At 55.1% G+C, this 18,312-nt stretch carries 17 protein-coding genes; 13 read left to right on the top strand and 4 right to left on the bottom strand.

The window, feature by feature from the left end; translation table 11 throughout:
* The first annotated feature begins 80 nt into the window (after nt 1-80).
* The 5 genes from dps (at nt 81) to ybiO (ending at nt 5,499) form a co-directional block, all read left to right on the top strand.
* Nucleotides 81-584 carry a DNA starvation/stationary phase protection protein Dps gene (gene dps, locus K5E19_RS08250; RefSeq protein ID WP_010428924.1) on the top strand — a complete coding sequence of 168 codons (504 nt, stop codon included), beginning with the start codon at nt 81-83 and terminating at the stop codon, nt 582-584.
* Nucleotides 585-945: 361 nt separating this feature from the next.
* Complete coding sequence (gene glnH, locus K5E19_RS08245) at nt 946-1,689, top strand: glutamine ABC transporter substrate-binding protein GlnH (RefSeq protein ID WP_010428921.1); 744 nt, start codon at nt 946-948, stop codon at nt 1,687-1,689.
* A 92-nt stretch (nt 1,690-1,781) separates the two neighbouring features.
* The gene (gene glnP, locus K5E19_RS08240; RefSeq protein WP_010428919.1) at nt 1,782-2,441 is read left to right on the top strand and encodes a glutamine ABC transporter permease GlnP; all 660 of its coding nucleotides are present in this window, start codon (nt 1,782-1,784) and stop codon (nt 2,439-2,441) included.
* A complete protein-coding gene (gene glnQ / locus K5E19_RS08235; RefSeq protein ID WP_089598967.1) occupies nt 2,438-3,160 on the top strand; it encodes a glutamine ABC transporter ATP-binding protein GlnQ in 723 nt (240 codons plus the stop codon). Before glnP ends, glnQ begins: the two co-directional genes overlap by 4 nt.
* 125 nt (nt 3,161-3,285) lie before the next feature.
* Nucleotides 3,286-5,499: a mechanosensitive channel protein gene (gene ybiO, locus K5E19_RS08230; RefSeq protein WP_221550762.1), complete on the top strand. Its 2,214-nt coding sequence runs from the start codon at nt 3,286-3,288 to the stop codon at nt 5,497-5,499.
* 48 nt (nt 5,500-5,547) lie between these two features.
* Here ybiO and rlmF read toward each other — a convergent pair whose 3' ends face one another.
* Nucleotides 5,548-6,459: a 23S rRNA (adenine(1618)-N(6))-methyltransferase RlmF gene (gene rlmF / locus K5E19_RS08225; protein ID WP_221550760.1), complete on the bottom strand. Its 912-nt coding sequence runs from the start codon at nt 6,457-6,459 to the stop codon at nt 5,548-5,550.
* Between the two features lie 243 nt (nt 6,460-6,702).
* Between rlmF and mcbA the strand changes: the two genes are divergently transcribed.
* The 3 genes from mcbA to ybiJ all read left to right on the top strand — a co-directional run bounded on the left by mcbA (nt 6,703) and on the right by ybiJ (nt 7,904).
* Entirely contained in the window at nt 6,703-6,966 is a 264-nt protein-coding gene (gene mcbA, locus K5E19_RS08220) for a DUF1471 family periplasmic protein McbA (RefSeq protein WP_010428903.1), read from the top strand.
* Between the two features lie 125 nt (nt 6,967-7,091).
* The gene (locus tag K5E19_RS08215) at nt 7,092-7,358 is read left to right on the top strand and encodes a DksA/TraR family C4-type zinc finger protein (RefSeq protein ID WP_010428900.1); all 267 of its coding nucleotides are present in this window, start codon (nt 7,092-7,094) and stop codon (nt 7,356-7,358) included.
* A gap of 285 nt (nt 7,359-7,643) precedes the next feature.
* A complete protein-coding gene (ybiJ, locus tag K5E19_RS08210; protein ID WP_029485014.1) occupies nt 7,644-7,904 on the top strand; it encodes a DUF1471 family protein YbiJ in 261 nt (86 codons plus the stop codon).
* A gap of 114 nt (nt 7,905-8,018) precedes the next feature.
* Here ybiJ and ybiB read toward each other — a convergent pair whose 3' ends face one another.
* A complete protein-coding gene (ybiB, locus tag K5E19_RS08205) occupies nt 8,019-8,981 on the bottom strand; it encodes a DNA-binding protein YbiB (RefSeq protein ID WP_221550758.1) in 963 nt (320 codons plus the stop codon).
* 257 nt (nt 8,982-9,238) lie between these two features.
* Between ybiB and K5E19_RS08200 the strand changes: the two genes are divergently transcribed.
* From K5E19_RS08200 to K5E19_RS08180, 5 genes are all read left to right on the top strand, one after another.
* A complete protein-coding gene (locus K5E19_RS08200) occupies nt 9,239-9,775 on the top strand; it encodes a fimbrial protein (RefSeq protein WP_221550757.1) in 537 nt (178 codons plus the stop codon).
* Between the two features lie 69 nt (nt 9,776-9,844).
* Entirely contained in the window at nt 9,845-10,519 is a 675-nt protein-coding gene (locus tag K5E19_RS08195) for a molecular chaperone (protein WP_221550756.1), read from the top strand.
* 27 nt (nt 10,520-10,546) lie between these two features.
* Entirely contained in the window at nt 10,547-13,090 is a 2,544-nt protein-coding gene (locus K5E19_RS08190; RefSeq protein WP_221550755.1) for a fimbria/pilus outer membrane usher protein, read from the top strand.
* Nucleotides 13,091-13,112: 22 nt separating this feature from the next.
* On the top strand, nt 13,113-14,102 hold the full coding sequence (locus K5E19_RS08185; protein WP_221550754.1) for a fimbrial protein: 990 nt from the start codon (nt 13,113-13,115) through the stop codon (nt 14,100-14,102).
* Nucleotides 14,103-14,107: 5 nt separating this feature from the next.
* Nucleotides 14,108-14,611, top strand: coding sequence for a fimbrial protein (locus tag K5E19_RS08180; RefSeq protein ID WP_221550753.1), 504 nt, complete (start codon nt 14,108-14,110; stop codon nt 14,609-14,611).
* Here the strand turns inward: K5E19_RS08180 and dinG are convergent.
* Both dinG and rhlE read right to left on the bottom strand, forming a co-directional pair.
* Nucleotides 14,598-16,775 carry an ATP-dependent DNA helicase DinG gene (dinG, locus tag K5E19_RS08175; protein ID WP_221550752.1) on the bottom strand — a complete coding sequence of 726 codons (2,178 nt, stop codon included), beginning with the start codon at nt 16,773-16,775 and terminating at the stop codon, nt 14,598-14,600. The two genes, K5E19_RS08180 and dinG, sit on opposite strands and share 14 nt — an antisense overlap.
* Nucleotides 16,776-16,872: 97 nt before the next feature.
* Nucleotides 16,873-18,258 carry an ATP-dependent RNA helicase RhlE gene (gene rhlE / locus K5E19_RS08170; protein WP_221550751.1) on the bottom strand — a complete coding sequence of 462 codons (1,386 nt, stop codon included), beginning with the start codon at nt 18,256-18,258 and terminating at the stop codon, nt 16,873-16,875.
* Between the last annotated feature and the right edge of the window lie 54 nt (nt 18,259-18,312).

Raw genomic sequence — 18,312 nt, 5'->3', positions numbered from 1 at the left:
CCAAACCGCAGGGAAAAAATCCGGTGCTATACTTAGTTCCGTAATTACCTGGGACACACACATCAAGAGGATATGAGATTATGAGTACCGCTAAACTGGTGAAAACGAAAGCGTCTAATCTGCTTTATACCCGTAACGATGTATCGGATAGCGACAAAAAAGCGACCATTGAGTTGCTGAATCGCCAGGTGATCCAGTTCATCGATCTTTCGCTGATCACCAAACAAGCCCACTGGAATATGCGCGGTGCAAACTTTATTGCCGTTCATGAAATGCTGGATGGCTTCCGCACAGCACTGGTTACCCACCTCGATACGATGGCCGAACGTGCCGTTCAGTTAGGCGGTGTGGCGCTGGGGACCACGCAGGTGATTAACAGCAAAACGCCACTGAAAAGCTATCCGCTGGATATCCATACCGTTCAGGATCACCTGAAAGAGCTTGCGGATCGTTATGCCATCGTCGCAAACGACGTGCGTAAAGCCATCGGCGAAGCGAAAGACGAAGACACGGCCGATATCTTCACCGCCGCCTCTCGCGACCTGGATCAATTCCTGTGGTTTATCGAATCCAACATCGAATAAGCCATACGAATTACCAATAACACCCTCGCCCCTGGCGGGGGTTTTGCACATTTATGGTGCACACTTTTGCACTGCATCCCTGCAAAAGTGAACGAAATGTAATAATCACCTCACACAACCGTTAACGGAAGATTGTTTTTCCGTCAGAATCTGCGCTAAATATCACCTCGTCAGATACGCCAAATGAGGCGCACCAAAACGGTGCCTCACGCTGGTGCAACACGACATCATTGCTCCATTTTTTGTGCAATGCGTGACATCATCCCCTTTGCAAAACAAGAACTTGTAAAGTTGGCACGATTTTTTCATAGTGCCTGTCGTTCTCGCAGGGGATCGCCCCGTGGTTATAAAAGGAAATGCTATGAAGTCTGTATTAAAAGTTTCACTGGCTGCACTTACCCTGGCATTTGCAGTGTCCTCTCAGGCTGCCGACAAACTCGTTGTGGCGACCGACACGGCGTTCGTTCCGTTTGAATTCAAGCAGGGTGACAAATACGTTGGTTTTGACGTGGATCTGTGGGCTGCGGTCGCAAAAGAACTCAAACTGGACTACACCCTGAAACCGATGGACTTCAGCGGCATCATCCCTGCGCTGCAGACCAAAAACGTCGACCTGGCACTAGCGGGTATCACGATTACCGAAGAGCGTAAAAAAGCGATCGACTTCTCCGACGGCTACTACAAAAGCGGCCTGCTGGTGATGGTGAAAGCCGACAATAACGACGTAAAAAGCGTAAAAGATCTCGACGGTAAAGTCGTGGCAGTGAAGAGCGGTACCGGTTCCGTTGATTACGCGAAAGCGAATATCAAAACCAAAGATCTGCGTCAGTTCCCGAACATCGACAATGCCTACATGGAACTGGGTACCAACCGTGCTGACGCCGTTCTGCACGACACGCCTAACATCCTGTATTTCATCAAAACCGCGGGCAACGGCAAGTTCAAAGCGGTCGGCGATTCTCTGGAAGCACAGCAGTACGGTATCGCGTTCCCGAAAGGCAGCGACGACCTGCGCACGAAAGTTAACGGCGCGCTGAAAACCCTGAAAGAGAACGGCACCTATAACGAAATCTACAAAAAATGGTTCGGTACCGAGCCTAAATAATTTACCTGAATTCAGGTTTGTAACGCCCGGTGGCGCTCACGCTTACCGGGCCTACGTTTTTCGTTTTTTACCACGGTATACAGGAATACATCATGCAGTTTGACTGGAGCGCCATCTGGCCTGCCATTCCTCTCTTGCTTGAAGGCGCTAAAATGACCCTGTGGATTTCGGTCCTGGGTCTGGTTGGCGGGTTGATTATCGGTCTTGTCGCCGGTTTCGCCCGCACCTACGGCGGCTGGATTGCAAACCACATCGCACTGGTTTTCATCGAAGTGATCCGCGGCACCCCGATTGTCGTGCAGGTCATGTTTATTTACTTCGCCCTGCCAATGGCTTTCAACGATCTGCGCATTGACCCGTTCAGCGCCGCCGTCGTGACCATTATGATCAACTCAGGCGCCTACATCGCGGAAATCACCCGCGGCGCGGTGCTGTCGATTCATAAAGGTTTCAGTGAAGCGGGTCTGGCACTGGGACTGTCCCGTCGCGAAACGATCCGCCACGTGATTCTGCCGCTGGCGCTGCGCCGTATGCTGCCGCCACTGGGTAACCAGTGGATTATCAGCATCAAAGATACGTCGCTGTTCATTGTCATCGGCGTGGCTGAACTGACCCGTCAGGGGCAGGAGATCATTGCGGGCAACTTCCGCGCGCTGGAAATCTGGAGTGCGGTAGCCGTTGTCTATCTGATCATTACTCTGGTTCTGAGCTTCGTTCTGCGTCGTCTTGAAAGAAGGATGAAAATCCTGTGATTGAATTTAAAAATGTTTCCAAGCACTTTGGCCCAACCCAGGTGCTGCACAATATCGATTTGAGCATCAAACAGGGTGAAGTAGTGGTCATTATCGGGCCGTCCGGCTCCGGTAAATCGACCCTGCTGCGCTGCATCAACAAGCTGGAAGAGATCACCAGTGGCGATCTGATCGTCGACGGCCTGAAGGTCAACGACCCGAAAGTGGATGAGCGTCTGATCCGTCAGGAAGCGGGCATGGTGTTCCAGCAGTTCTACCTGTTCCCGCATCTCACGGCGCTGGAAAACGTGATGTTTGGCCCGCTGCGCGTGCGCGGGGCCAGCAAAGCGGCAGCGGAAGCGCAGGCAAAAGATCTGCTGGCGAAGGTTGGCCTGGCCGAACGTGCGCACCACTACCCTTCCGAGCTGTCCGGCGGCCAGCAGCAGCGCGTGGCGATTGCACGCGCGCTGGCGGTGAAACCGAAGATGATGCTTTTTGATGAGCCGACTTCCGCGCTCGACCCGGAGCTGCGCCACGAGGTGCTGAAAGTCATGCAGGATCTGGCCGAAGAAGGGATGACGATGGTGATCGTGACCCACGAAATCGGCTTTGCTGAGAAAGTAGCGTCCCGCCTGATCTTTATTGATAAAGGCCGTATTGCTCAGGACGGTAACCCGCAGGAGCTTATCGCTAACCCGCCAGGGCAGCGTTTGCAGGAGTTCCTCCAGCACGTCTCATAATCGTTAGCGTCACACCGAGCCGGGCCCTGCCCGGCTTTTTTACGCCAGATTGTTCCCAAAAATCCCCCTCCGCGCCTCGACTTCTATACTTATCATTTTGTTCGACATTTTCACCGGAGGGCGCCGTGCCGTGGATCCTGTTGCTGTTGATTAGCCTGTTTAGCGCGCCATCGTTCGCCGTCGCAATCCCCGGCGTCACCACCGGAACCACCGTGACGAAGGAAAGTGCGCCGCCACCGGAGCCCGATGTCGAAAAGAAAAAAGCCGCCTACAGCGCCCTTGCCGATGTGCTGGAAAACGACGCCGCCCGGCAAGAGTTAATCGGTGAGCTTCGTAAAGTTGCCGCCACGCCATCCCAGGAGGCCGTTCCGGCCATCACGCCGCCCCAGGTTGAGGAGCAAAAAACAGTGCTTGAAAACGTCACCGACGTGAGCCGCCACTATGGGGATGCCCTCTCCTCTCGTTTTGCTCAGCTTTACCGAAACCTGATTGGCTCTCCGCATAAGGCCTTTAATCCCCAGACCTTTTCTGCTGCCGTAACGCAGTTTTTAATGCTGGCCGCCGGTGTGTTTATTTTTTACTGGCTGGTGCGCCTGTGTGCCTGGCCGCTGTACCGCAAGATGGGCCACTGGGGGCGAAAAAAGAACCAGCATAAAAGCAGCTGGCTGCATCTTCCCGCGATGATCGCCGGGGCGTTTATCATCGATTTACTGCTGCTGGCACTGACGCTGTTTGCCGGTCAGGTACTGGCCGATCGCCTCAATACGGGCAACAAAACCATTGCCTTCCAGCAGGCGCTCTTCCTCAATGCATTTGCGCTAATCGAATTTTTTAAAGCGGTGCTGCGCGTCATCTTCTGCCCGCGCGTGCCTGAGCTTCGCCCTTTTAATATTAAGGATCAGAGCGCGAAATATTGGGCCGTGCGGTTAAGCGTGCTCAGCGGCCTGATTGGCTACGGCCTGCTGGTGGCCGTGCCGATTATCTCCAATCAGGTCAACGTCCAGTTTGGTGCACTGGCGAACGTGCTGATTATGCTCTGTATTACCGTCTGGTCGCTGTACCTGATCTTTCACAATAAAAAGGCGATCACCGAAAGCCTGCTGCATCTGGCCGACCGCTCCCTCTCCTTCTTCAGCCTGTTTATCCGCGCCTTCGCGCTGGTGTGGCACTGGCTGGCGAGCGCCTACTTTATTGTGCTGTGTTTCTTCTCGCTGTTTGACCCGGGCAATAGCCTGAAATTTATGATGGGGGCGACGTTCAAAAGCCTGGCGATTATCGGCGTTGCGGCCTTTGTGTCGGGGCTATTGTCGCGCTGGATCTCGAAAACCATCACCCTCTCACCGCAGGTGCAGCGAAACTATCCTGAACTGCAAAAGCGCGTGAACGGCTGGATGTCGGTATCACTGAAGGTGGCGCGGATTTTGACCGTCTGCGTGGCGATTATGCTGCTGCTGAACGCCTGGGGACTGTTTGATTTCTGGAACTGGCTGCACAACGGCGCGGGTGAAAAAACGGTCGATATTCTGATTCGTATCGCGTTGATCCTGTTCTTCTCCGCCGTCGGCTGGACGCTGCTGGCGAGCCTTATCGAAAACCGTCTGGTGTCCGATATTCACGGCAGACCCCTACCCAGCGCGCGGGCAAGAACGCTGTTAACGTTGTTCCGCAACGCGCTGGCGGTGATCATCAGCACCATCACCATCATGATTGTGCTCTCGGAGATCGGCGTGAATATCGCACCGCTGCTGGCGGGTGCCGGGGCGCTGGGGCTGGCGATCTCCTTCGGCTCACAAACGCTGGTGAAGGATATTATTACCGGTATCTTTATTCAGTTTGAGAACGGGATGAACACGGGCGATCTGGTGACCATCGGGCCGCTAACCGGCACCGTTGAGCGAATGTCCATCCGCTCCGTCGGCGTGCGTCAGGACACCGGCGCGTATCACATCATTCCGTGGTCATCGATTACCACCTTCGCCAACTTCGTGCGCGGGATTGGTTCAGTCGTAGCGAACTACGATGTGGATCGCCACGAGGATGCGGACAAAGCGAAGCAGGCGCTGCGGGATGCGGTAGAAGAGCTGATGCAAATGGAAGATATTCGCGGGCTGGTGATCGGCGAGCCGTCGTTTGCCGGGATTGTCGGGCTGACGAATACCGCATTCACCCTGCGCGTGTCGTTCACCACCCAGCCGCTGAAGCAGTGGACGGTGCGTTTTGCGCTCGACAGCATGGTGAAAAAGCACTTTGATCTGGCGGATGTGCGGATGCCGGTGCAGACGTATCAGGTATTGCCGCCGCCCGCATCGCCGCTGCCACCGCAGGAGCCGACGCTGTAACCTGGTTGCCGGGTGGCGGCTTCGCCTTACCCGGCCTATGACGGGGTACTATTTGCGACGTTTGTTATTTTCCATAAACGTCCAGGCAATAAAGCGGCTCTGTTTCTGGCCTTGCGACATCTCTTTCTTCACCACTTTCACCGCACCGGCTTCGGTCAAGGCGCGGTAGAGCGGCGGCAGGTTATCGCCACGCGAAACCAGCGTCGTAAACCACTTCACCTGACGGCCGAACGGTTTGCTTTCTGCAATCATGCGCAGGATAAACGCGACTTCGCCCCCTTCGCACCAGAGCTCCTGCTGCTGGCCGCCAAAGTTCAGTGCGGCATCTTCCGCCTGCCCCAGGTTACGGCGCTTACGCTCGCTGCCCGCTCGTGCTGTCGCTGCAGAATCATGGAACGGTGGGTTGCACATCGTGGCATCGTACTGTTCGTTCTTATGAATGATGCCGTTGAAGATGCACTTGTCATCTTTCTGACGACGTAAACGGATTGCCCGGGTTAAACCTGGGTTCGCGTTAATAATCGCCTGCGCACTGGCGAATGCCTCAGTGCCAATTTCACTGCCGGTAAAACGCCATTGATATTCATGCGCGCCAATGAGCGGGTAAATCAGGTTAGCCCCGGTGCCAATATCCAGGATTGTCGCCTGCTGCGGAACGACGCCATCATTCCCTTCCGCCAGAAGATCGGCGAGGTGATGGACGTAATCTGCGCGGCCAGGCACGGGTGGGCAGAGAAAGCCTTCGGGAATATCCCAGTGCGTCACGCCATAAAAATGGGCCAGCAACGCTTTGTTCAGCATTTTGACCGCCTGAGGATCGGCAAAGTTGACCGAGGGTTCACCCGATGGCGTCTGTACAATAAAGTCCTGCAACTGAGGGCAGCTCAGGCACAGCGCTTTCATGTCATAGCGGCTGTTATGGCGGTTACGCGGGTGCAATCCCGGCTTTTGGGCAGTCATGGCATTCTCCTTTCAACAGCGGCGTAAGATACCCTTTGCAGACCCAACGGTAAATAAATCTCTGCCCGATGCAAAAACACACCGGAAATCAGTCACCTTTATGTCTATGATCTGTCAGCTGATTGTCAATTTATATCGTTCAAAAAATAAGCAGATCATCATCAAATTTTTGCGCTAAATCACACTCGTCGGGCTTCTAAACTTAAAGGGAATCACCTGTTGTTTCCCCCTGAGGATGTGATTATGAAAAGATATATGACCCTTGTTGTTGCGGGTGCACTGGCAGCCGCCTCTTTCTCCGCCTGGTCCGTTCAGTCGCTGAATGAAAGCACAGATACCAGCCAGCTGCGGGCTGCCGGTACCGTCTCCGTCAGTCGCGCGAGTAACCTTGACGATCTCCAGGATAAGCTGGCTGAGAAAGCACGTCAGGAAGGTGCCAAAGGCTTCGTGGTGAATTCCGCTGGCGGCGATAACCACATGTATGGCACAGCAACCATCTACAAATAACCGTTCACCTTCCTCCCGACTGCATCTGCCCCAACAGATGCAGTTTCTTTATTCCTCTCTTGACTGTACGATTTTTAACCCCACATTAGCGTTATGGGTTTTATAAAACCAAACAGGAGAACGCCATGGCTTCCGGTTGGGCAAATGACGACGCCGTAAACGAACAGATCAACAGTACGATTGAAGATGCTGTAGCCCGCGCTCGCGGTGAATTACCGCGCGGTGAAAGCCTGCAGGAATGTGAGGAGTGCGGCGACCCTATTCCCGAGGCGCGGCAAAAAGCCATCCCTGGGGTAAGGTTATGCATTACCTGCCAGCAGGAGAAAGATTCAAAAAATACTTCACATTCGGGATATAATCGCAGAGGATCTAAAGATAGCCAGTTACGTTGACTTTCCTTTACCTAAGTCAACGGAGCAAGCAAATACGTTTACGCTCACGAATTTTCCTGTGCCGCGTAGCAAAATGTGCCCTTCATCTTCTCTCTGTAAAGCGCATCGATAAGAACTGTAAAGCGTCGTTCTGAATTTATTAATATTCAATAACTTATTTGTCATTCAATTTTTTTGATTGACCACGTCAATTCTCTTCGATTTTATCTCTTAAGAAAAACCGTGATACTTATCACATCGACGGAATATCGTCCCTTTATCAGAATAACCTGCGAGAGATTAATTATGAAAACCATCAAATATGCTGTAGCTGCTGTTGCCCTGTCTGCTCTGTCTTTCGGCGCTTTCGCTGTTGAGCCAGTGTCTTCTACCCAGGCACAGAACATGAATAAAGTGGGTGTGGTAAGTGCTGAAGGCGCGACCACGCTGGACGGTCTTGAAGCCAAACTGGCTGAGAAAGCAGCCGCTGCAGGCGCAAGCGGATACACCATCACCTCCGCTAACGGCAATAACAAACTGAGCGGTACTGCGGTTATCTACAAATAATCGAACGAATTATGCTCCACCCTCACCCGTACCCTCTGGTGAGATGCTCCACCCTCATTGACCCTGTTGTTACCCTTTGTTTGCCCGTCCGCCACTGGACGGGCTTTTTTTTGCCTAAAACGACTGCGCGACGCGCTGCAGTCCGGCATCCACTGAGTCCACCTCACCTGTCGCCAGCAAACAACAGGCCATTTGCAACCTGATGGCGTGCGGAACGGGGACATTGCCCGCCAGACACTGAACGATCCAGTGCGCGGTGGTATGCGGATCTTTTGCCTGTGGCAGGGCCACATCCCGGTTCTCTTCCCCGCGTTCAAGCACTGCACGCGAGCCAGCAGAATCAATCAACATGATTTGCGGGCAGCGCAATGGGTTGGCATACACCTCCCCTTCCGTTCCGTGCATCAATAACGCCCGTCCGCCAATCTCCTCGAAGAACTTGCCAACACGCGTCACGTACTCCGGGTGCGATACGCTGGAAAGACGCAGGGCGGCGTCTTCACTAAATGGCGTAGCCAGTTTCGCCAGCGTGTGGGCACTGTTGCGCACCCCCATACGCCAGCGCATTTCAAGCTGTTTTTCCAGCGGCGGGCAGAGCGCGCGTACCGGAATATAGACCGGCTGATGCCCGTCCAGCTTCGCCTGCGCCTGACCCGCATGCAGGGTCGGTTCAATACCCAGCAGCGCAAAGATCGTTTCCGTCAGCACGCGCGTCGGATCGTCGCTGACGCCGTGTACGACAACCGGGAACCCAAGCTTGTTAAGCAAAATAGCCAGCAGTGGCGTCAGGTTAGCCTGCTTACGTGCCCCGTTATAGCTGGGAATAACAATCGGCATCGGCTTCGTAACGGGCGGCGTTAAGCGCATCGTTTTCGCCTGCATCGCGTCATAAAAACCGCGCATCTCGGCTTCACCTTCACCTTTGATACGCAGCGCGATCAGGATGCCGCCCAGCTCAAGTTCTGGCACGTCGCCATTCAGCATATGGGTGTACAGCGCATGGGCCGTTTCCTGGTCAAGGTCGCGGGCGTGATTTTTTCCTCGCCCTACCTCTTTGATAATTTTGCGATAATCCACGACTTCTCTCCTGACAGCATCATCTTGTTAACAATATAGCCCTGAAGAACGCCTTGCCGTTAGTCTTTTATCTGTTCAATCAACCTGCTGTTTTTATGATGAAAAAATAAACTCAAGCATTTTTTAAATTATTTGTGATGTCTATAGAAGAATCTTATCCATATATTTTTTGATTAAATATCCATCGGAAAGTCATTAAAGGTCAACGGTGAAAACGTCCAGGCAACGTTCGCACCAGAAACATACCAGGATTCATTATGAACAAGGTTGCTTTAGGTTTATTGATCGCCGCCGCGGTGGGATGTTCCGCATCCTCATTTGCGGCAACAAATGGTGAAGGGCAGATTAACTTCACCGGTGAAATTATTGATTCGGCTTGTCAGGTCGTTAATGGGTTAAGTAACCCGTTAAATGTTCAGCTGGGCAAAGTGTCTAAAACGGTATTTACCGGGACAGGCTCCACCAGCACATTAACCAAGTTTGATATTCAGTTAACTAATTGCCCGGAAACGGTCACCTCCGCAGCGATTAACTTCGGCGGTACCCCGGATTCAAATAACAATGCTGCGCTGGCATTAACCCCTGATGTCGATGCGGCAACGGGTGTGGCTATTCAGCTGGTTGACTCTTCTGAACAACCGGTCAGCTTGTATACCCCGTCTCAGCAATATCCATTAACCTCCGGTACGGCGGTTAACGATCTGGAGTTTGGTGCACGCTATATTCAAACAGGATCCGCGATCACCGCAGGCCCGGCTAACTCTGTATCGACCTTCACCGTTATTTATAACTGATCTTATCAATCCTGAGATATTAATGCTTTTGCGAGCATTAATATCTCATCTATTTATTGAGAAATCTTTATGCGCCATGGTTATTTACTGAGCACACTTTTACTGGTAGCCGCCACTGCACATGCAGGTGTCATTATTAATGGCACACGACTGGTTTACCAGGGAGATAAAAAGGAATCCTCTCTTGGTCTTTCAAATCCAGATGCGACGGATTATCTGGTGCAGTCCTGGGTTGATTCCGGCGGTAAAAACCTGGCAAAAGCCCCGTTCCTGATTACCCCACCGCTGTTCCGCCTTGATGCAAAAGAAGATAACGTGCTGCGCGTAGTGCGCACCGGCGGTAATTTACCGGAAGATCGTGAATCTTTGTACTGGCTGAATATCAAAGCCATTCCTTCCTCAAAACACGTTGAAGGAATCAACACGCTACAAATTGCGATTAATACTCGGATTAAATTGCTGTATCGCCCGTCAGGGGTTAAAGGCAAACCTGAAGAGTTCGCTGATAAGCTTGAATGGCATCGTGAAGGCAACGATCTGGTCGTCAATAACCCAACGCCTTTTTATATGAATTTCCAGAAGGTGACGCTGAACGGCCATAAAGTTGAAAAAGCCACCTGGGCCGTCCCTAACACTGAAACGCACTTTGCTTTACCCGGCAATGTGAGTGGTTCTACCGTCGCATATTCCATTATTACGGATTACGGCAGCATCAGCCAGACCGTGTCAAAAGCAGTTAATTAATCACCCGTTCAGGTAAAAGAAATAATCATGTACAGCCATAAAAAGCCGTTCACCTGTCGATTGTCTTCGTTGCTGGTCATTTTATGTGGCCTGGCAATGGCGATTTTTGCGCAGCAGGTTATGGCTGATGATTATTTCAACCCCGCACTGCTGGATATTGATAATCCGCAGCAGGGTAAGACGGATCTCTCTGTATATGAAAAAGGGCCAGGGCAAGCACCGGGTAAATATCAGGTCGCTATTTTTATTAATAACAATAAAATTGATACCCGCGATGTCACCTTTACATTAGAAAAGGACGCTCACGGGGATAATTCACTCCAGCCCTGTTTCTCGCTTGAGGATTTAAAAAGCCTCGGCATTAAAACCCAAAAATACCCGCAGCTGATGGCAAAAGGCCAGTGCGCCAATTTAACCGCCATCCCTGCGGCATCCGCTACGTTTCATGTTCGTAACCAGCAGCTGCTGCTCAGTATTCCACAGCTGGCCCTGAGCCAGGTTCCGCGCGGCTATATTGACCCAAAAGAGTTCGACGAAGGGATCACCGCAGGGCTGCTCAATTACAGCGCCACCGCCAGCCAGAGCCATGCGCGCCAGCAGGGTGAACAGGATAACAGCAGCCAGTACGTCAACCTGCGCCCTGGCTTTAACATCGGCGCCTGGCGCGTGCGTAACTATTCCACATGGAACCGCAGCACGACGGGCACGGAAGAGCAGCAAAAATTATCCTCCGTTTATACCTATGCCCAGCGCGATATCGTGGCGATGAAAAGCGATCTCACCGTCGGGCAAAGCTCTTCGCCTTCCGATGTTTTTGACAGCGTGCCTTTTACCGGCGTGCAGCTTAACTCCGACAGCGACATGCTGCCGGACAGCGAAAAAGGCTTCGCGCCGATTATACGCGGCACCGCCCACAGCAACGCGTTGGTGATGGTCCGCCAGAACGGCTATGTCATATACCAGAACACGGTCGCGCCCGGCGCGTTTGAAATTAACGATCTCTACCCTACCGGCAGCAGCGGCGACCTGCAGGTCACCGTGAAAGAGACCGACGGCAGCGAAAGTCATTTCGTGGTGCCGTATGCTTCCGTACCGGTACTGCAGCGTGAAAAAAACCTGCGCTACAGCGTCACCGCCGGGCGGTACCGCTCTTACGACAAAGACGTCGAGAAGACGCCGTTCGCCCAGGGCAGTGCGATCTATGGCTTACCTTACGGCGTCACCGTTTACGGTGGCGTTCAGCAGAGCAGCCATTATCAGTCTCAGGCGCTCGGTGCCGGGAAAAACATGGGCGATTTAGGCGCGTTCTCCATCGACGTGACCCGCGCGAAAGCCCTGCTGAAGAAGCAGCAGTCCAGCAAAGGCCAGTCCTGGCGCGTGCGCTACAGCAAAGATTTTGCCTGTTCAGGCACCAACTTCTCGCTCGCGGGCTATCGCTACAACAGCAAAGGGTTTTACACCCTGGAAGACACCATGGAGTCCTATACCCGCTCTGACGACTGGTCTGCTCCCCAACAGCGCCGCGCCCGTACCGAAGCCACCATCGACCAGACGCTGCCCGAAGGCTGGGGATCCGTCACCCTGAGCCTGGTGAAAGAAACCTACTGGAGTCAGAGTCAGGACATGACCTCTATGGGCGTCAGCTACAACAACAGCTGGCGCGGCGTGAGCTACAGCCTGAGCTACAGCATGAACAAAAACACCAACGACAGCGATGAAAACGGTGAAGAGGTGACGAACGACAACCAGTTCTCGCTGAGCGTCTCCGTTCCGCTGGACCACTGGATGCATAACACCTGGGCCACCTACAACCTGAACAACACCAAAGACGGCACCACGCAGAATATCGGCCTGAACGGCACGGCGCTGAAGGAAGACAACCTGAACTGGAATATCCAGCAGGGGCTGAGCAGCACCGGCAGTGGTAACTCGACCAGTTTGAATGCCGATTACAAAGCGACCTATGGTGAAGTGAGCGCAGGCGTCAGTCAGGATAAATATCAGCAGACCGTCAACGTGGGTTTGCAGGGCGGCGTCATTGCCCATGCCAACGGTATCACCCTGAGCCAGCCGCTGGGTGAAACCATCGCGCTGGTAAAAGCGCCGGGGACGCACGGGACGCATATCGCTAACCAGACGGGCGTGGAGACCGATTTCCGCGGCTATACCGTCGTGCCGTTTGTGACTGCATATCGCCACAACACCATTGCGCTGGATACCGAAACGCTGCCGGACAACGCCGACGTGACGCACGCGGCGCAGGTGGTAACCCCAACGCGCGGCGCCGTGGTGCGCGCCAGCTTTAATACCCGCGTGGGCAGTCGCGTGCTGATGACGCTCACCCAGAACGGCAAACCGTTGCCCTTCGGCGCAACGGTGACCACGGACGATAAGGACAGCGAATTTATTGTCGGTAACGACGGCCAAACCTATCTCTCTGGTCTGCCGCAGCAAGGGCATCTCAGCGTTTCCTGGGGACAGGATGTGAGCGAGCACTGCGTCGCTGACTATGCGCTAACGGATGAGAAAGAGAAAACCAGCATCATTAACGCTGCCGCGCAGTGTCACTGATCCACCGTTCAGGCGAAACATTATGCAAATGATTAAACAGTGCTTTTTCTTACTGGTTCTGGGAACCGCGGCGTTGTTTATGCCGCACGCAAAGGCGAGTTGTACCACGCCTGATATGCCGAAAATGATTAACGTCGCCTCGATTTCGGTCCCGACAACGCTGGCTGTGGGCGCCACTATCCCCGGCTCGGAACAGACGGTGCATGTTGCAGGGAATTGCGATCATACCTATGAGAGCGGGATGGAAATCATCTCCTGCTACTACGGAAGCGGCTCGGAAATTCCTGGGTTAACCGGCGTTTATGATTCGGGCGTACCCGGCGTAGGCGTGGCGTTAATGAATGACAAAGGTCAGCGCATCACCGGTGGGGGGTTGGCCGCCTGCGATTCACGCAGCACCCCCATCGGTTACGTCTCAAATGATGGAATGCAGTCATTTGATTTTAACGTCACCCTTGAACTGGTGAAAACCAGCGAGGCAGTCCAGTCCGGTACCCTGATGCAGGCGCAAACCGAATTCGGCATTGGCGTGTATGGCAATGACGGCATCGGTAGCCCGAACGTTATCTCCTACGCTGGTAACGTCAATTTCCAGAATGTCACCTGCTCCGTCCTGCCGAAAAACCTGACGGTTAACCTGGGTGATTTCCCGGTCAGCGATTTTGTCAGCGTGGGGATGCTCTCCTCTCCGGCGCAGAATTTCGATGTCACGGTGAACTGCAACAGCACCGTGCAGCCAGAGGTAAAAGTCACCAGTTCAAACGGCTATGAAACGGCGTTCGAAGGCGTGCTGAAGCTGACTAAGCAGACCGGTGCGGCAACGGGCGTCGGGGTACAGATGGTGTTCGACGGCAATATCGCCGCGTTTGATACCTACGTTAGCACCCGCAGCGAGGCCATCGCCAACGAAACGCTGACCATACCGTTCGAAGTTCGCTACGAGCAGGTCAGCGACGTTGTCACCCCGGGTCCTGCCAATACCGTTGCCACTATCACTCTCGCCTATAAGTGACCGCCATGAAAAAAATCATTACTCTTCTGGCGCTTGGGCTTATTGCCCAGGCACATGCCGACGATATTCAGATCCAGATGACGGGGAATATTTACGCCAATACCTGCGTCATCGACAGCGCGAGCCGCAACCTGACGGTGGATTTAGGCCAGGCGGTGTCGGGCAATTTTAAAGACGTGGGGGATACCGGCGAGTGGAAAGACTTTTCCCTGTCGGTGTCGCACTGCCCGGCCACGCTGGCGCTTGCCACCGCCTTTTTCTACGGCCAGGCAGACAGCGTGCACCCGACAAAATTCGCCAACACCGGCAGCGCGAAAGGGCTGGCGCTGGAGCTGGCTGACCGTCAGGACAAGATACTTATCGCCCCTCAGGCTGCCTTTAACGTCGCCATCAACCCGAGTGACCACACGGCGACGTTTCCGCTCTCCGCGCGCTATTACGCCACCTCTATGCCCGTCAGCGCCGGGACGTTCAGCAGCGTGATTCAGGTGACCTTCACATACCAGTAGGACCGCGCCCCTTAGCACGGATGCTTTTCCGACGCCCGGCGGTCAGTTTTGCCGGGCGTTTTTTTACCTCCGGCACCTCCGGCTGTTCGATCGGGAAGATCGGCAGCGCGTTGAGCAGCCGCTGGCCGTAATTTTTGGTGAGCAGACGTTTGTCATAAATCACCACCTCCCCCCAGCAGCCGTGGCTACGAATCAGACGCCCCACCTGCTGAATCAGGTTAAACGACGCCGCAGGTAAACTCTGCACCTCAAACGGATAGCGGTTGAGGCTTTTCAGCCACTCCCCTTCGGTGATCACCACCGGGCTGTCGATGGGCGGGAAAGCGATTTTATGGATGTGCACCTGCGTCAGGTAGTCCCCTTTCAGATCCAGGCCTTCAGCAAACGACTGCAGCCCCACCAGCACGCTGCGCTCGCCGTTATCGATGCGCTTGCGGTGGGTTTCCACCAGCCGGTAGCGCGGCTGATCGCCCTGCACCAGCAGGAGTAAACGCAGATCGGTGACGTGTTCGAGGAAGCGCTGCATCGCCCGCCCGCTGGCAAACAGCACCAGCATGCCGGGGTATTTTTTGCTCTCAACCTGTTCGCGGAAGTAGGCCGCCATCTCCGCGATGTGCTGCTCCTCGTTGTCGATAAGCGGCTCGAATTTCATGCGCGGAATGACCAGCTTGCCCTGCTCGCAGTGGTTAAACGGCGAGTCCAGCGCCACGAAGCGGTCGCCCGCTTTCTCTTTTAGCCCGCTCATCTCCTGCAACCGAGAAAAACTGTTCAGGGAGCGCAGCGTGGCAGAGGTGACAACCACGTGCGGCACGCTGCGCCAGATCAGCTTTTCCAGCTGATCGGCCACACGGATGCCCACGCAGTGGAAAAAGAGGTGAGCCTGCCCGTCCCGCTCTTCTCGGGTGGCCCATTTGGTGACCGGCGCGCCGGACGCCTGCACCATCGAGGCCAGCCGCCAGAGCTTGCTCTGTGATTCGAACATCCCCAACGCGCGGTTCATCTGCAGCAGAATGCGGTGCAGTCGCACCACGTCGTGTGAGCCGGTTTTCTCGCTGAGATCGTTCAGGAACATCTCCGCCAGCCCGCGCAGCTTTTCCAGATGCTTCGCCAGCTGCTGGCAGATCTCCATCACCTCTTCCGGTAGCTCACCCATCGCAAAGCGGTGTTCGGCTTCCTGCGTTTGCGGAAGATAAAGATTCAGGATGTTGTTGAGCGAGGCAATCAGGCCGTAGACCTCTTCACAGTGGTCGCTCAGCCGCTCCGGCACCGCCAGCGGCGGCGTGGTTTTCGGGCGGAACTGCTCCATGCAGGTGGCAATCAGCTTGCAGAACAGATCCAGCTGCAGGCGGAACCACGGGGCGGTAATTTCGGCGCTCATCTCCAGCGCGTCCCGCGCCACGTCGGGCAGATGGTGGCCTTCATCAAGCACCAGCAGCAGGTTTTTAGGCTCCGGCAGCACCGCTTCGCTCTCCAGCGCGGCCATCACCAGCGCGTGGTTAGCCACAACCACCTCCGCTTCCTGAATTTCGCGTCGGGCAACGAAGAACGGGCACTCGCGGAAGTAGTGGCAGTTGCGGTTCAGGCAGCTCGCTTTATCGGTGCTGAGCCTGCGCCATAAATCGTCGCTGATGGCCTTATCGGTATGATCGCGCAGGCCGTCCCATTTATAGCCGTCCAGATCGACCTTGAGCGTGGCGCAGAGCTCCTGCTCGGCCTTGTTATTCGGCGTGAGATCGTCGTCGAGGAAGGCCAGCAGATCCTGCTGCGTCGCTTCGCTGCTGGCCAGCCCCGCCAGGTTTCGCGGACACACGTAGCGTCCGCGCCCAAAGGCAGCGGTAAAGCGCAGGTCGGGGATGATTTTGCGCAGCAGCGGTAAATCTTTGCTGAAGATCTGATCCTGCAACGCCACGTTGGCGGTGCTGACCACCAGCGTTTTGTCCTCTTCCCGCGCAATCGCGATGCCGGGAATGAGATACGACAAGGTTTTCCCGACGCCGGTTGGGGCTTCAATCGCCAGATGTCGCCCGTCGTCCCCGGCGAGCGTTTTAGCCACGTCGGCAATCATCTGCCGCTGCGGCGCTCGGGGGATAAAGTCGGGGATCTGCTGTTGTAGCGCCTTATACCATGCGCCAATTTGCGCCTTCAGCGCAGCGGTTAAAGCCATTGGAAAACCTGAAATACTGTATAAACAGCCACTATTGTGGCACTTTCTCTTCGCTGCCGCAAAAAGAAAAGCCCGGCTTTACGACCGGGCTTCCAGATTACTGCGGGTTAGCAGGCTTGCGCGGGCGGCGTCGACGCTGCCCTTCCCCTGCCGGTTTCCCTTCGCCGCTGCGCCACGGGTTTTCACCCGCCGGTTTGCTGTCGTTGTTGCGACGCGGCGGTTTGCCGGAGGATTTCGGTGCGCCACCTTCTGCACGACGCGGCTGCTGACCGCGACCGCCGCCGCCCTGACCGCGTCCACCGCCGCCCTGACGACCGTTCTGAATCGGCTCGGCTTTGATTGACGGGTCCACTTCGTAACCTGGGGTTTCGATGCGCGGGATCTCTTTCTTCAGCAGACGCTCGATGTCGCGCAAGAGCTTGTGCTCGTCCACACAGACCAGAGAAAGCGCTTCACCGGTTGCCGCCGCGCGGCCGGTACGACCGATACGGTGAACGTAATCTTCCGGCACGTTTGGCAGCTCGTAGTTCACCACGTGCGGCAGCTCTTCAATGTCGAGGCCACGAGCGGCAATGTCTGTCGCCACCAGCACGCGGATGTCGCCGGATTTGAAGTCCGCCAGCGCACGGGTACGCGCGCCCTGGCTCTTGTTACCGTGGATCGCCGCGCTGCGAATGCCGTCTTTATTCAGCTGCTCCGCCAGGTGGTTGGCGCCGTGCTTGGTGCGGGTAAAGACCAGCACCTGCTGCCAGTTGCCCTGACCGATCATCTGGGAAAGCAGTTCCCGCTTGCGCTTTTTATCAACAAAGTGAACGTGCTGCGTCACCTGCTCGGAGGCGGTGTTGCGACGCGCCACTTCCACTTCCAGCGGGTTATGCAGCAGCTTTTCCGCCAGCGCTTTGATCTCGTCGGAGAAAGTCGCGGAGAAGAGCAGGTTCTGACGACGCGCAGGCAGCTTGGCCAGCACGCGACGAATATCGTGGATGAAGCCCATGTCGAGCATGCGGTCGGCTTCGTCCAGTACCAGAATTTCAACGCTATCGAGCTTCACCGCGTTCTGGTGTTCCAGATCCAGCAGACGGCCCGGCGTTGCCACCAGCACGTCCACGCCGCCGCGCAGCTTCATCATCTGCGGGTTGATGCTGACGCCACCGAAAACCACCAGCGAGCGAATGTTGAGATAGCGGCTGTAATCACGCACGTTCTCACCAATCTGCGCCGCCAGCTCGCGGGTAGGAGTCAGGATCAGGGCACGAACCGGACGACGGCTTTTGGCGTGCGGCTGGTTTTTTACCAGCAGCTCTAACAGCGGCAGCGTAAAGCCCGCGGTTTTACCGGTGCCGGTCTGGGCGCTCGCCATCAGGTCACGGCCCTGCAGGACGGCAGGAATAGCCTGCTGCTGGATTGGGGTTGGCTCAACGTAGCCCTGCTCTGCGATCGCGCGCAGAATTTCCGGGTTCAGGCCAAGGGAATCAAAAGACATAAAAACTCCGAACCGCCCCGACCATCACAGGTGTAGTTTTCAGGGAGATATAAC

The sequence above is a fragment of the Enterobacter sp. RIT637 genome (assembly GCF_019718755.1).
Lineage (GTDB): Bacteria > Pseudomonadota > Gammaproteobacteria > Enterobacterales > Enterobacteriaceae > Enterobacter.
This window is presented reverse-complemented; position numbering and strand designations above follow the sequence as displayed.